This is a genomic window from Enterovibrio qingdaonensis (genome assembly GCF_028683135.1).
Classification (GTDB): Bacteria; Pseudomonadota; Gammaproteobacteria; order Enterobacterales; family Vibrionaceae; genus Enterovibrio; species Enterovibrio qingdaonensis.
This window is the reverse complement of sequence record NZ_JAJUBB010000001.1, coordinates 200,784-216,279: the sequence shown is the minus strand read 5'-3', so window position 1 is coordinate 216,279 and position 15,496 is coordinate 200,784. Positions and strand designations below refer to the sequence as shown.

The window sequence follows — 15,496 nt, the reverse complement described above, 5'->3', positions numbered from 1 at the left end:
CGTCGATTGTTAAGGCTTTGGCAATCCTTATACTCCCAAAAAGAAAGCGCTTTCTTTTTCGTTATCATGCCAAAAGGACATTGGTTTTGAAGAACAATATTCAATTTTTGCTGTTTGTGTTTATTTCTCTTCTTTTATCAGCGTGTGGCGGAGGAGGGGGTGGCGATGAAACGCCAGCTGGCAGTGTTCCCTCATCAACGTCGACACTTACTGTCTCTGTGAGTGACAGTGTCACCTCATCTTTGCTGTCATCGGCGACGGTAACGATAAATGGCAAGTCAAAGTCGACGGATAACGAAGGCTCTGTTCAGTTTTCTTTGGCTGCGGGTCAGCACACTGTTGCCGTTTCGAAGTCAGATTACGACAGTGTGCAGCGTCAAATATCAATCAACGGCGAAAATCAGAACCTTACTATTCCCTTGAGCAAGACTGAGACTCCCGGGCCTGTTGACACCAGTGACAAAAGGTATCTGTTTCACTCCGAATTTGAACCTTCCTATGAATTCGAACACAAGGGTAGCCCGTGGGATTCGCAGGCAACCGCAATATGGAACCCTGCTGGGAGCCAATATGCGAAAAGTATTCGTGTCTCCAGTGGCTATTATTGGGGGCCTTACGCCGTTGCTGCGTGGGGCAATGAAGACGCTAATGCGATTGATACGCGTGGTTTTGACTTACTGCGTTTCAAATATAAATCTGACTTTGCTACACAGGTAGAAGTGTCGATTCAAGGGGTTAATACCCCTGAATCAAAAGTGGCCTATTCTCTCGGAACCTCCACGTCATTGGGCAACGGATGGCACGAAATGGAAGTGCCGTTTCCTGGATTTGCTGATCTGACATGGGTTGGCCTGATGTTCCCCGGTGATGGCACAATAGAGATTGCCGATCTGCTAATTGTTGATGTCCCTGTCGAGACCGACGTGACTGCCTACGGGGCTGGAAACGTCGCAAACACGTTTAATCCCAATGGTTACCGGTGCACAGTTGATCATGGTTTTTGGGTATCAAATGCAGGTGTTGTTGAACCCGGTGTACCTTCTTGCGATAACATCGGGACGCCAAAAAAACGTTATCCTCAAGTCGTGCCTGAGATAGCACACGAGCCCATTGCCACACACAAATGGTGGGGGTCTGTGTCCTTTCTCGGTGAAATGCGAATTGGCGATCCGAATAACGCAGGCTATATCACGCCTGATCCCATCACAGCGAGGATCTCCGAGCGAGGAGCGCGAATCATGGGCATTCCCAACGCGCTGCAAGGACAAGGCAACTTGTTCCAATATGTCGTTCCGGATCCCTTCAACGAAGTGTTTGACGGCATCGCGATTGCGAACAGTAAACACAATGATATGCAAGGGTACCTAAAAGATCACAGTGATGGTGCAATGACGGTTGAGTGGCGTTCAGGATCGACGCCAGTAATGGAAGCCACCTTTGTTCATGGTTCACCTTATGCGTATTTCAAATCGTATGACGGCGATTTTCAGATTAAAACGACCAGTACGGATGGCTTTCAAAAGGGAACCTTCTATCAAACAGCTCAAGCCTTGGGTGTTTGGACAGATGTGGCAGGTAACAGAAACAGTTTCTTAATCGTAGGTGAAGGTAATACCGAATTTAGTAACATTGGGGGAAGCCTTATTACTGTCAGCAACAGTTCAAAAGAAATCACGGTGGCTCTGTTGCCATCTTCGGGTACACCAAGCGGTGCGATGTCTTCCTATTTCGAAGGTTTTGCGCGACAGGTTGTCAGGGACGTAGACATTTCGTATTCGGTAAATCGTGAAAACAATGAAGTGACCGTGGCGCATACATACCTAGACGCAAATGGCGCATCGATAGAAACGATTGCAGGCTTACAGCCATTGCATTGGAAAAATAGTCACGAGCCGACAACGCAATACAGTGTGAGAAGCACACGAGGGACGACCAAGTTCTCTCAAACAAACGCCTTTACGTACACTTTACCCTTCGTCGGCGTTTTGCCTTCTTTGCCAAACGTTGCAGATTTAGACATGAATACGCTTCGTTCACTGGTGATGGAGTATATGAATGGCGGCCAATCTGCGTGGAATCCTTATACCGACACTTATTGGTCAGGTAAAAGCTATGGCAAAGCTGCTGAAGTCATCGCCATCGCGCGCTCTATCGGCATGAACAATGAAGCCAATACTCTTACTGGCTGGTTAAAGGCGGAATTGGAAGATTGGTTTACCGCCAATACATCCGGAGATCTGGATACCGTTAAGTACTTTGTCTATGACCAAACGTGGACAACGTTATTAGGGGTTGAGGAATCTTTTGGTGCTCACCAGCAGCTAAACGATCACCATTTTCATTACGGTTATTTTGTTCGTGCAGCAGCAGAAATTTGTCGCACCGATAAATCGTGGTGCAGCGAAAGCCAATACGGTCCAATGGTCGATTTGCTGATTCGCGATTACGCCGCCAGTAAAGGCGATGACATGTTCCCGTACTTGCGTAATTTCGACCCAGCAAATGGCTTTTCTTGGGCGTCAGGCTCTGCCAATTTTGTTCTTGGTAACAACAATGAATCGACGTCAGAAGCGGCAAATGCTTATGGCGCAATCGTACTTTATGGACTGATCGTTGGTGATGAAGAATTGGTCAATAAAGGTATTTATCTTCATTCTTCTTCTGCTGCGACATATTGGGAGTATTGGAATAACCTAGACGGTTATCGTAATAGATCGCCTTCTTATCCTAATCGTGGTGACAGCTACGATAACTTTCCTGACAACTATAACCAAATTACGACATCAATAATTTGGGGACAGGGCGCGTCTTTCTCTACGTGGTTCAGTGGCGCGTACGCGCATATTCTGGGAATACAAGGCTTACCGTTGAACCCGCTCGTCTTCCATGTTGGTCTGCATGCTGATTATATGGCCGACTATGTAGAACTAGGATTGACCGAGTCGAGGAACCAAAAGCCATCAGGATTGGTCGATGGACAATGGCGTGACATATGGTGGAATCTGTGGGCGATGACGGATGCCGATGCATCAATTGCAGACTATGAAACCCTTGGCTCAAACTATATTCCAGAGGAAGGTGAATCAAAAGTGCACACATTCCATTGGATTTACAATTGGCAGCAACTGGGCCACCTAGAAACAGGGACTGGAGAACTGACTGCAGACTATCCAGCGGCGGTTGCGTTTAAAAAAGGCAATACAATGTCTTATCTCGTCTACAACTATGAAAGTGAAGTGAAAACCATACGTTTCAGTGATGGCACAACATTGATGGTTGAACCGAATAGCTTTGGAACGTTGGTGAAATGATCACGCAAGCGGGGAGCCTGTGAGCAATGTGGCTCCCGCAATGCTTCTTTATAGGTGACGGCGTCACATTTTGACTTTTGAAGATGCGACCGAGTTTGAATTTATGGGATGGCTCAACAATCTGAAAGCACCAGTATGTTAGTGTTATTAATATGTTGAGCAGGAATAAAGACGAAAAATTCGCAGTGTATCGTCAGCTATAAATCGGTTTCTTCTACAAACGGGTTGGGCGGTAATGCCGTCGGCTAGAGCAGCGTAACGTAGAGTGCTTTCCATACAACTTTTTGTTTCTTTTCAAGTGGAGTGCTTACTATGAGTCGCTATCTATTCTTTCTCAAAAACAAGGTTGCCATCCATGTAGATTTCGACGGTGTTGATTTCTACGCAGAAAAGTTTCAACTGCTAGAACAGGGCTTTGAAATTAGTGGCGATATGGTTGAGGCTAAAACGGTCGCCGAAGCGTATGAGCTATACAAACAAAGGTATGGCGATATTGATGTCGAATATCCGATGATCAATGCGTTAGCGAATATACCGCAAGTTGTTGCTTGGCAAACGATATTTCGCGGGTAAAACACCCGCGAAACACCGTCTCTATCAATGTCTTTCGTAGACGCACTCGCCGTATGAATAGGTATTGGCGATGGTTCTGTCATCGCCAATCGTCATCAGGACAAAGAGTTTGTCCTCTAACGACTTCGCGTGCTCCATTCTAAATCTCATCAGTTGTGTTGCATTGAGATCCAAGACAACAAAGTCTGCTTCTTTTCCTGATTCGAAATTCCCTATCACATTGTCGAGAGACAGTGCCTTCGCGCCACCCAATGTCGCTTGGTAGAGCGATTTAAACGGATGAAGTTTATCGCCTTGGAGCTGCATTACTTTATAGGCTTCACTCATTGTTTGTAGCAACGAAAAACTGGTGCCTGCACCTACATCTGTTCCCATGCCCACTTTGATCCCTTTTGCTTCCATATCAGAAAGTGGAAATAAGCCTGAGCCTAAGAAAAGGTTAGATGTTGGACAAAATGCGATGGCAGAGTCAGTTTCAGAGAGTCGGCTACATTCGCCTTCACAAAGGTGAACACCGTGGGCAAACACAGAGCGGCTGGAAAGCAAACCGTGTTGATCGTACACATCCAAATAGTTTTTGCTCTCGGGAAATAGTGCCTGTACCCACTCGATTTCCTTTTCGTTTTCGGAAAGGTGCGTATGCATGTAAACGTCGGGGTACTCTTCCAGCAGTTTTCCTGCTAAGCGTAATTGCTCAGAGGTACTGGTCGGTGCGAAACGTGGTGTTACCGCGTAGTGGAGGCGACCTTTATTGTGCCATTTTTCAATAAGGGCTTTGCTGTCTTCGTAACCCGATTCCGGCGTGTCTGTCAGATCGTCTGGGGCATTTCGGTCCATTAATACTTTGCCCGCAATCATGCGGAGGTTACGCTTCTCTGACTCTTGAAAGAATACGTCAACGGATTCTTTATGCACGGTACCGAAAACCAACGCCGTAGTGGTGCCATTTCGCGCGAGCTCGTCCAAGAATTGCACGGCAACCTCGCGGGCATAGTCTTTATCCGCAAAGCGTTTTTCTTCCGGAAACGTGTAGTTGTTTAACCAATCCAGAAGCTGTTCGCCATAGGCTGCAATCATCCCTGTCTGTGGGTAATGAATATGGGTATCAATAAATCCTGGGGTAATGAGCTTGTTTTCCAGTTCGGTCACAACGACGCTGTCGTCGAGTGTGGGTAGTATCTCTTTTGCGTTTCCGACTTTCACGACATGTCCATCTGCGATCAGCAAAATACCGTCTTCAAAATATTGGTATGAGTTTTCCAACCCAACATCAGTAGGGTTTGCAATGCTATGCAATATGGCAGCGCGAAAGGCTTTCGCCGGATGAGCTTTTGGGTCTTTCATTCCTTTATGCCCTTATTCTCTCTTTGTTATTTTTATCGTTTTCTTCAGGCTCTCTATTCAGGATAGTGAGCTTTTCGGGTTGTTTCTGTGCCTCGGCTCCATTTGTAGCGTGTTCGCGTTTGTCGAGAATCTGTTCGCCTTGATAGCAAGCAATGAGTTCTCCGGCGACAGAAACGGCAATTTCAGCAGGGTGCTTTCCTTTGACTTCCTCAATGCCGATAGGACAGATCATGGTATTGATGTCGTCATCGTTAAAACCTCGCTCTTTTAAGCGATAGTCAAAACGCTTCCTTTTAGACAAAGAACCAATTAACCCAAAGTAACGGCTGTCCCCGCGTTTGAGAATGGCACGAGAGAGATCAAAGTCGAGCTGGTGGTTATGGGTTAACACCAGATACATGCTGTTCGCTGGTAGCGTAGACACTTCACCCACGGGGTCATCACACACGCGCATTTCGACGTTGTCGGGTATATGGACGGGAAATTGATCGTCTCGTTCATCTATCCAAATGACCTTAAACGGTAACGTTGCCAGAATATGTACCAACGCTTTCGCGACGTGGCCTGCGCCAAAGAGGGCAAGGACATGGCGCTGTTGCCCAATGGGCTCGAAACTTAGCGTAACGACACCCCCACAGCATTGTCCTAATCTCGCGCCGAGGTTAAAGCGTTCAACTTTCATCTCGTGCTCGCCTTGGGCCAACATGTCCTGTGCGGTTTTCATGGCAACGTGTTCGAGGTGCCCACCACCAATAGTCGCAACGATGTCGTTGTCAGTGACGAGCATTTTGGTTCCCGCGCCGCGAGGCACTGAGCCTTTATCCTCCAGCACGGTGACCATGACACAGGGTGTGCCATTGGCTTCAAATTCCGCCAGGGCCTGGATCCAATTGTCTTTAAACATGACTGATCTCCATGGTTCTGGTGTGCCGTTTATAGTGCAAACGGCACAGAAGACTTACCTTTACGTACTTGTTTAATGGCGTTGTAGACCTGCTCAGGCGTTGCTGGTGCTGGCAAGTGCGGAATTTCACCCTCGTCGGCAACACTCACAATGGCATCGCGGAGCGCACTCCATACTGATATTGCCAACATGAATGGCGGTTCACCGACTGCTTTTGAGTGGAACACAGTGTCTTCTGGGTTGGCGCGGTTTTCTACCAAGCGGGTATTAAAAATCTCGGGGGTGTCTGCCACTGCAGGGATCTTGTAACTCGCAGGGCCCGATGTCATGAGCTGACCTTTGTCGTTCCAAACCAGCTCTTCTGTCGTCAACCAGCCCATGCCTTGTATGAATCCACCTTCCACCTGACCAATATCAATAGCAGGATTGAGAGACGCGCCGACGTCGTGAAGTATGTCTACTCGCAGTACTTTGTATTCGCCGGTGAGCGTATCAACAATCACTTCTGAGCAGGAGACACCGTAGGCAAAGTAATAGAAAGGGCGGCCACGAGCAGTTGCGTGATCGTAAAAGATCTTCGGTGTGCGATAGAAACCCGATGCTGCTAACGAGATTTGGTTGAACCAGCAAAGCTCGCAGAAATCCGCAAAAGTGAGGGTCTCTTTTTCGCCAATGGAAACAATGCCATTGCTAAAGATCACATCATTAGGTGATACATCAAAATGCGAAGACGCAAAGTCGACCATTCGCTCTTTAATGATCAACGCAGCGTTCTGTGCTGCTTTACCATTAAGATCCGTACCGGATGAAGCGGCCGTTGGTGACGTGTTTGGCACTTTTTCGGTGTTGGTGGCAGTCACTTGAATCGTATCAACGTCCACGTTAAAGGTTTCTGCGACAATCTGCGCCACCTTGGTGTTGAGACCTTGGCCCATTTCTGTGCCGCCATGGTTAAGGCTAATGCTGCCGTCTGTATACACAGTAACAAGTGCGCCAGCTTGGTTGAGGAAAGTGGCCGTAAACGAGATGCCAAACTTCACAGGCGTAATCGAAATCCCTTTTTTAAGGATCTGGCTTGTGGCATTGAATTTTGAAATCGCATTGCGGCGTGCTTGGTAGTCGCAAGACATTTCCAAGTCAGCCGTCATTTCATGAATGAAGTTATCTTCGACTTTTTGGAAGTAGTGGGTTTCGTCTCTGCCTTCGCCTGCGTTGCCATAGTAATTGGCTTTACGTACTTCGAGTGGGTCTTTATTGAGGTGGCCGGCAATGGTGTCCATGACATGCTCAATGGTCATCATCCCTTGAGGGCCACCAAACCCACGATACGCAGTATTGGATGCCGTATTGGTTTTTACGCAATGTCCTGTCACAGTGGCATTGTTAAGGTAATACGCATTGTCAGAATGGAACATGGCGCGATCGACAATGGAACGAGAGAGATCAGGTGAGTGGCCCGCATTACCCGAAACTACAATCTCAATGCCTTGAATGACGCCGTTATCGTCAAATCCTACTTTGTATTGGTTGAAGAACGGGTGGCGTTTTCCTGTCATCATCATATCTTCACGACGTGGCAGGCGGAATTTAACCGGTTGTCCGGTTTGGATGGCGATCACTGCGGCGATACAAGCGGGTGCCGCTGCTTGTGTTTCTTTCCCCCCAAACCCACCACCCATGCGGCGCATGTCGATAAGCACCTTGTGCATGGGTACACCCAACACGGACGAAACGAGCTTCTGTACTTCCGTTGGGTTTTGGGTCGAGCAGTAAACAATGACGCCGCCATCTTCCGTAGGAACAACACTGGATACCTGTGTTTCCAAATAGAAGTGCTCTTGTCCACCCACATGCAGCGAGCCTTCTAGAACATGCGCAGATTGAGCAATCGCGCTGGCGGAATCGCCACGTTTTTGCGTGTGGCTGTCTGTCACGAACAGCTCTTGTGCTAACGCCTCTTCTACATCTAACGCGGCCGGCAGTTCTTGATATTCAATAATCGCGGCTTCAGCACCTTTGCGGGCGTTATCAAGGCTATCTGCGGCAACAGCAATAACAGGTTGACCTACATAGACCACTTTGCCATCGGCAAGCATAGGGTCGCCCGGTAAAATTGGGCCAATATCGAGTTCACCCGGCACATCATTCGCAGTGATGACAGTACGAACACCAGGCATGTTATAGCAAGGCGACACGTCTAATTTAGTGATCGTGGCATGAGCATGAGGGCTCATGAGTGCATAGACATGAAGTTGATTCGGAAACTCGCCGCGATCGTCAATATAGAGGGCTTCACCACTAACCTGTTTTTCAGCACTTTCGTGTTTAACGGACTTGCCAACCCCGGTTGCCAACCCCGCTTTAGCTTGTGCGGTCATTTCTTCCATTGTCATGCTTGGCGTTGTTTTACGGGACATAATGAATCACCCTCGTTTCAATCGTTTTTCCATCTGCTGCGTAGTTCAATTCTGTGAACAGGCGGTAGAGTAAGTTGGCTGCAGTTTCTGCACGGTATTCTTTTGAGGCGCGGAAATCAGAGATAGGCGAGAAATCGTTCCCTAGCGCCGTCATCGCAGATTGAATGGTTGCTGATGTAAGCCGTTGACCTACTAAAGCTTGCTCACAGTGGCTGGCTCGCGCGGGAATGGCTGCCATCCCCCCAAATGCAATACGTGCGTCTGAGATGATGTCACCATCGAACGTTAAGCGGAACGCACCACATACAGCGGAAATGTCATCATCAAAACGTTTTGAAATCTTGTATGCCTTGAACGTTTGATCGGGCTGAGGCTTTGGCACCCGAATAGTTTGCACAAACTCTGAAGGTTGTAGTTCGGTGACTTTATAGCCTTTAAAGAAATCTTCGAGCTGAATTTCACGCGCGGTATCACCACGGCGTAAGACAATACTTGCTCCCAGTGCGATAAGAAGTGGAGGGCCATCACCGATGGGTGAAGCGTTAGCGATATTGCCGCCAATCGTGCCTTGATTCCGAATTTGCAGCGACGCAAAACGTTGTAACAAGGCTCCGAAATCAGGGTAGTGGGGTTCGAGCGCACGATAGACATCGGTAAATGGCACGTTTGCGCCAATATCGATGTGCGAGTCGGTTTCATTGACGGTTTTGATATCATCAACACGGCCGAGATAAATCAGCTTTTCGATATCACGATGAAATTGCGTCACTTCAAGTGCTAGGTCCGTACCACCCGCGAGCAGTTTTGCGTTTGGGTGCGCCAATAAGGTTTGTGCAAGCTCATCGCTATTGGTTGGCGTGAACGCCGTTTTACCATCGGCATGATACTCAAGATCAGGTTTACCGATTGCATTGAGTTTCGCGATGATGTCGCTTTCGTATTCTGCAAATTGGTCGCGGATCGGTGTTTCCTGACTTAATGACAGCGCAGCTTCGACAATGGGACGATAACCTGTGCAGCGACAGAGGTTGCCGGCCAACGCTTCATAGGTCTCTTCTTTGTCTGCATTAGGGTGGTTTTTAGACAGGGCAAACATCGACATGATGAATCCCGGCGTGCAGAAACCACACTGGCTACCATGAAAGTCGACGACCGCTTGCTGGACTGGATGCAGCGCATTTTTGGTGCGTAAATCTTCAACGGTAATGAGTTGTTTACCGTGAAGGGCTGACACAAACGTCAGGCAAGAGTTCACACTGCGGTATTCAAGCTTACCATCGACCACTTCGCCCAATACCACCGTACAGGCACCACAATCGCCAGAGCCACATCCTTCTTTGGTGCCTGTTTTGCGCACGTGTTCGCGGAGGTAGTTCAGTACGGTAAGGTTAGGAGAGACATTGGTCTCTTCCTGTAAGTTCTGATTTAAGAGAAAACGGATCACACGGCCTCCATGACGTCTTCGTATCCACTGATTACAAATTAGTCATTTCTGACCGCTTGGTCAACTTTATGAAAACATCATGATAACACGAGCGTAACATGTCAAAGTTCAATTAAAACAATAGCTAATGTGTTTTTTCGTGTTTCATTTACCAATATATGATGTGGAAATTGTATACAATCTGTGAGGTTGATCGTTGATGATTCTCACTATTGGTATGGGGTTGTGAGGAAATGTTTGGGGAATATTGGCGTTTAGCCCCACTAAAATGCGGGGCAATTGAAAGAAGATATCAGGCTTTCTTTTTCAGAACATTGGAAAATACTGCATGGAGATCTTGAGCGTTGGTTTCATCTTGTAGGTTGAGCTTAGAATTGATGTGATCGAGGTGCGTTTTCATCAGTGCAATTGCTGCGTCTTTGTCACCGGCCTCGATGACATCCAATAATTGCGTGTGCTCATCACAGGAGCAGTTGGTTTTTTTGGACGATTCGTACAACGCGATAATGAGCGAGCATTGAGAAACCAGACTGCGTTGAAAACTCATTAGCGGCAGATTGTTCGCCATTGCCGCAAGCTCTATATGAAACTCCCCGGACAAGCGAATGCTTCGGCCAGTATCATTTTGCGCAATGGCCTCTTGTTCTTCTGCAACCATTACGCGGCATTTGGCGATTTGCTCACTGGTGGCATTTTCGGCGGCCAATTCGACGATGGCCAATTCCATCACTTCACGTGCTTTCAATATTTGCATCGCCTCTTCCACTGAAGGTGAGGCGACGATGGAGCCACGATTTGGTCGAGTGCTAACAACCTGCTCGACAGAAAGACGGAGTAAGGCACGGCGGATAATGGTGCGGCTAACACCAAAAATTTCGCCTAGTGCTTCTTCACTGAGTTTGGTACCGGGTGGGAGACGCTGTTCGAGAATCGCATCAAAAATATGCCCGTAAACGATATCATCCTGCGTGAGTTTAGGGTTTGTCGGTTTGTTTTTCTTATGGGTTGCTTTGAGAAGCCCTGTCATACAGTAGTTCCTTTCCAAATTCGCTGTTCGACGAACTTGCAGTTAAATAACGTTTCTAAAGCGAACGAAAACCTATAATTGTTCGTTTTTGTATATGAATATCTGAACTGATTGTACAACATTGCAGGTTTTATTGTATCGACACTGTTATAGGTTTGCGGTGTGTGTTCTGTTCCATTAGGGAGATATCAGGTCGATTTCGTGGGAAGAAACCTTCAAATCAACAACGCGTGTCGATTTGAAGGTGTTGAAGGGCGGAATTACGCGGTCAAATAACTGTCGGTGCAAAATTTTGCAGCAACAATACCTGCAATTGCGACAGCTTCATCAGTATCAGAGATATCGCCGGACACGCCGACAGCACCAAGAAGTTCAGATGCATCATCACGGATAAGCACACCACCAGGTACAGGCACAAGATTACCCTGTGCGAGCGTGGCCACTGACGAGATAAAGCAAGGTCTGGTTTGAGCATCATCCGCGATTTTTCGCGATGAACACCCAAGAGCTAATGCGCCCCATGCTTTGGCAATGGCGATTTCTGGACGCATCATGCTTGACCCATCCTGCCTTTGCAGCGAAATAAGAGCACCTCCTTTATCCAGTATCGCTACTGTCAGTGGTGCGGTTTTGCGCTCCTGAGCTGCAAGAAATACCTGTGTGGTTATTTCTAGAGCCTTTATCATCGTCAGATTTTCCATGTCGATCTCCTTGAAGTGGACGACAGCGACAGTCTTGCCGCTGCCAATACGTGTTATTCGAGTTTTTCGTAGCAAGGAATGGTCAGGAAATCTGCGAAGTCTTTATCCGTAGAGAGGGAATAGAACATCGCTGATGCTTCTTCAAATTTCCTTTTCTCTTCATTGCCTGCCGCCGCCTTCATGTCCGCGACTTCTTGGTTTAGCCATTGTTTGAACATCTCTGTCGTGAACGTTCTGCCATCGTCCAAAGAGACTTGATGCTTCAGCCATTGCCAGATGTTGGCGCGTGAGATTTCTGCCGTAGCGGCATCTTCCATCATTCCATAAATGGGGACGCAACCGATGCCGCGAAGCCATGCCTCCATATAGAGCACTGCAATTCGGATGTTCTTCCTCACTCCGTTTTCGTCTTTCGGGCCTTGGCAGGGTTGTAGTAGTAGTGCGGCGTCATAGGTGCCATCTGGCATAAAGCAGCGTTGATTTGTCGCGCCGTCTAAATATTGGTCAAACGTGTCACGTGCAAGTGTGACGAGGTGCGGGTGTGCAACCCAAGTGCCATCGTGGCCATTAGTGGCTTCTCTGCGCTTGTCTTCGATGACCTTTTGCGTCACGCGCGCCATTTCATCTGGATCTTTCGAAGGGATAAATGCTGACATGCCGCCAATCGCTAATGCGCCTCGACGATGGCAGGTTTGAATCAAGCGTTTGCTGTACGCGTCGAGAAAAGGCTGATCCATGCCGATAGCATGACGGTCAGGCAAGATGCGGTCGGTGTGATTTTTTAACGTTTTGATGTAGCTGAATATGTAATCCCAACGGCCGCAATTCATGCCGACGATGTGCTTGCGCATGGCATACAAGATTTCTTCCATTTGGAATACGGCGGGCAGGGTTTCAATCAATACCGTTGCGCGGATTGTCCCTGACTCGGCAGTAAAGTAGCTCTCGGTGAAATCAAAAACCGCTTCCCACCAGGCAGCTTCTTCCATGGACTCCAATTTAGGCAGGTAAAAATATACGCCTTGACCACGTTGCTTGCGGCTTTGGTAGTTATGAAAGAAGTACAGGCCAAAATCCATCAAGGCGGCGGGAATAGGCTTGCCGTCAAAAACGATATGCGCTTCCTCAAGGTGGAGTCCACGCGGGCGATGTATCAAGGTTGCGGGCTTATCTACCAGTTGGTAATGCTTACCGTTTTTCGGGTCAGTAAAGGCAATTGAGCCATTGTTTGCGTCCCGCATGTTGATTTGCCCATTGACCATATTTTCCCACGTCGGAGAGCTGGCATCTTCGAAGCAACACATAAAGACGTTTGCGCCGGAATTGAGCGCATTAATCACCATCTTCCGGTCAATCGGGCCTGTGATTTCAACGCGTCGGTCGAGTAAATCATCAGGGATAGGGGCGACCTTCCACGCGGGGTCATCACGTAGCGGTGCTGTGTCTTCCCGAAATTGAGGAAGGGCTCCGTCATCCATTTGCGTTTGTGTTTCTTTCCTAGCAGAAAGAAGCGCGTCTCTTTTGCGAGCAAACCGGTCGCACAACGCAGCGACGAAGGCTAATGCATCTTCGCTCAGTATCTCTTTTGCTTGGTCGCTGAACAACGAACCAGTCACTTGGATTTTCCCCAAATTATCCTGTGTTTGAGCATCTTGTTCGGGGTGGTTAGGGTTACTTTTCATGTCATACATCGGCAAGGTCCTTTAACAAAATGTATACAATAAAATACTAATAGGTGTGCTTTATAGTGTTCTTATAGTGAACAATAAAAGCACAATGTTAATTCAATGTGAATAGTCTTTGGTAATAAATATCAAGCATCAATAAGTTGTCAGACCTCTTGCATGAGGCGTCTGTACACCGCGTGCTGGCCATTTTGTTGTCTTTTGAATGTTTTTTAATTGTTAAAAAATGCTTGCGATTAATAAATAATCGATCTAAGAATACAATTAACAACTAAATTGTATACAAAAGGAGTTTTGTATGGCGAAGATGAGAGCGATAGATGCAGCAGTAGAGGTATTGAAGCGAGAAGGTGTAGTTAAAGCTTTTGGCGTGCCGGGAGCAGCGATTAACCCGTTTTACTCCGCGTTAAAGAAGTCTGGAGGGATTGATCATATTCTGGCGCGTCATGTGGAAGGCGCGTCACACATGGCAGAAGGTTACACCCGTGCCAACCCGGGCAATATTGGTGTGTGTATCGGTACATCAGGCCCTGCGGGAACCGATATGATCACTGGCCTCTACTCAGCGCAGGCCGATTCGATTCCCATTCTTTGTATTACTGGGCAGGCCCCAAGAGCGCGTCTTCATAAAGAGGATTTTCAAGCGGTCGACATCGAATCTATCGCACGTCCCGTCACCAAATGGTGTTCGACGGTACTAGAACCTGCTCAAGTGCCGCGCGCCATTCAACATGCGTTTCAGGTTATGCGATCGGGTCGTCCAGGCCCAGTGCTTCTGGATTTACCCTTGGATGTTCAGTTGGCAGAAATTGAATTCGACATCGACAGCTATGAACCGTTAGAGCCTTACAAGCCTTCGATTTCACGCAATCAAGCTGAAAAAGCGATGGAAATGCTGAACAGCGCAGCGAAGCCGCTTATTGTATCGGGTGGCGGCGTGATCAACGCTAACGCTTCAGAGCTTTTACAAGAGTTTGCGGAAATCGTGGGTGTGCCTGTTATACCTACACTCATGGGGTGGGGAAGCATCGCTGATGATCATGAGCTCATGGCCGGCATGGTGGGGCTGCAAACATCTCACCGCTATGGCAATGCATCGATGTTAGCCTCTGATTTGGTGTTTGGTATTGGTAACCGTTGGGCAAACCGACATACCGGATCGGTAGATGTTTACACGGAAGGAAGAAAGTTTGTTCACATCGACATCGAACCCACCCAGATTGGCCGTGTGTTCTGCCCGGATTTGGGCATTGTCTCTGATGCGCACAAAGCCCTCACTGAACTGATCGACGTCGCCAAAGCGTGGAAAGCACAGGGTCGCCTAAACGACCACAGCGCGTGGGTGAGTGACTGCCAGCAACGTAAATTAACCATGTTGCGTAAAACCCACTATACCGAACAGCCTGTGAAACCCATGCGCGTGTACGAAGAAATGAACCGCGTGTTTGACCGCGATACTTGCTACGTAAGCACGATTGGTTTGTCACAAATTGCCGCTGCGCAGTTCCTGCATGTTTATAAACCTCGCCATTGGATCAACTGTGGTCAAGCAGGACCATTAGGTTGGACTGTGCCCGCAGCTCTGGGTGTACGTGCGGCTGATCCTGAACGTCAAATCGTTGCAATTTCAGGCGATTACGACTTTCAATTCATGATTGAAGAGCTTGCAGTCGGGGCACAATTCAACCTGCCGTATGTTCATGTGCTGGTGAATAACTCCTACCTTGGCCTTATTCGACAGGCGCAACGCCAGTTCGATATCGACTATTGCGTGCAGTTAGCGTTTGAAAACCAGAATGCGCCAGAACTCGCAGATTACGGTGTTGACCACGTGACGGTTGTAGAAGGCTTGGGATGTAAAGCGTTACGTGTGACTGACCCTGACAAGATTGCACCTGCATTGGAAGAGGCCAAAGTATTGATGGCTAAACACCGCGTGCCTGTTGTCGTGGAAATCATCTTGGAGAAGGTGACCAACATTTCGATGGGTGTGGAGATTGACGCTGTTAACGAATTTGAATCATTGGCGGATTCTATTGCAGATGCACCGACTGCGCTCGCTGCAGAACGCCAGTAATCAGAATTATTGA

Annotated in this window: 10 protein-coding genes; 3 read left to right on the top strand and 7 right to left on the bottom strand. The window is 47.9% G+C overall.

Annotated features, from left to right (window positions below; all coding sequences use genetic code 11):
* Positions 1–86 precede the first annotated feature (86 nt).
* A complete protein-coding gene (locus LRP49_RS01065) occupies positions 87–3,311 on the top strand; it encodes a glycosyl hydrolase (RefSeq protein WP_274139579.1) in 3,225 nt (1,074 codons plus the stop codon).
* A 312-nt stretch (positions 3,312–3,623) separates the two neighbouring features.
* Positions 3,624–3,884 carry a hypothetical protein gene (locus LRP49_RS01060; protein WP_274139578.1) on the top strand — a complete coding sequence of 87 codons (261 nt, stop codon included), beginning with the start codon at positions 3,624–3,626 and terminating at the stop codon, positions 3,882–3,884.
* A gap of 24 nt (positions 3,885–3,908) precedes the next feature.
* On the opposite strand, the gene guaD is transcribed toward LRP49_RS01060, so the two are convergent.
* The 7 genes from guaD to aceB form a co-directional block, all read right to left on the bottom strand.
* The gene (gene guaD, locus LRP49_RS01055) at positions 3,909–5,228 is read right to left on the bottom strand and encodes a guanine deaminase (protein ID WP_274139577.1); all 1,320 of its coding nucleotides are present in this window, start codon (positions 5,226–5,228) and stop codon (positions 3,909–3,911) included.
* Between the two features lie 4 nt (positions 5,229–5,232).
* Positions 5,233–6,132: a xanthine dehydrogenase accessory protein XdhC gene (gene xdhC, locus LRP49_RS01050; RefSeq protein ID WP_274139576.1), complete on the bottom strand. Its 900-nt coding sequence runs from the start codon at positions 6,130–6,132 to the stop codon at positions 5,233–5,235.
* A gap of 29 nt (positions 6,133–6,161) precedes the next feature.
* Positions 6,162–8,549, bottom strand: a complete 2,388-nt coding sequence (gene xdhB / locus LRP49_RS01045; RefSeq protein WP_274139575.1) for a xanthine dehydrogenase molybdopterin binding subunit — start codon at positions 8,547–8,549, stop codon at positions 6,162–6,164.
* Entirely contained in the window at positions 8,539–9,993 is a 1,455-nt protein-coding gene (gene xdhA / locus LRP49_RS01040; protein ID WP_274139574.1) for a xanthine dehydrogenase small subunit, read from the bottom strand. The genes xdhB and xdhA overlap by 11 nt, the downstream gene beginning before the upstream one ends.
* Before the next feature lie 292 nt (positions 9,994–10,285).
* Positions 10,286–11,020, bottom strand: a complete 735-nt coding sequence (locus LRP49_RS01035; protein ID WP_274139573.1) for a GntR family transcriptional regulator — start codon at positions 11,018–11,020, stop codon at positions 10,286–10,288.
* A gap of 260 nt (positions 11,021–11,280) precedes the next feature.
* Positions 11,281–11,721 carry a GlcG/HbpS family heme-binding protein gene (locus LRP49_RS01030; protein ID WP_274139572.1) on the bottom strand — a complete coding sequence of 147 codons (441 nt, stop codon included), beginning with the start codon at positions 11,719–11,721 and terminating at the stop codon, positions 11,281–11,283.
* 53 nt (positions 11,722–11,774) lie between these two features.
* Entirely contained in the window at positions 11,775–13,412 is a 1,638-nt protein-coding gene (gene aceB / locus LRP49_RS01025) for a malate synthase A (protein ID WP_420791511.1), read from the bottom strand.
* A gap of 292 nt (positions 13,413–13,704) precedes the next feature.
* Between aceB and gcl the strand changes: the two genes are divergently transcribed.
* Positions 13,705–15,483: a glyoxylate carboligase gene (gene gcl / locus LRP49_RS01020; protein ID WP_274139571.1), complete on the top strand. Its 1,779-nt coding sequence runs from the start codon at positions 13,705–13,707 to the stop codon at positions 15,481–15,483.
* The last annotated feature ends 13 nt before the right edge of the window (positions 15,484–15,496 follow it).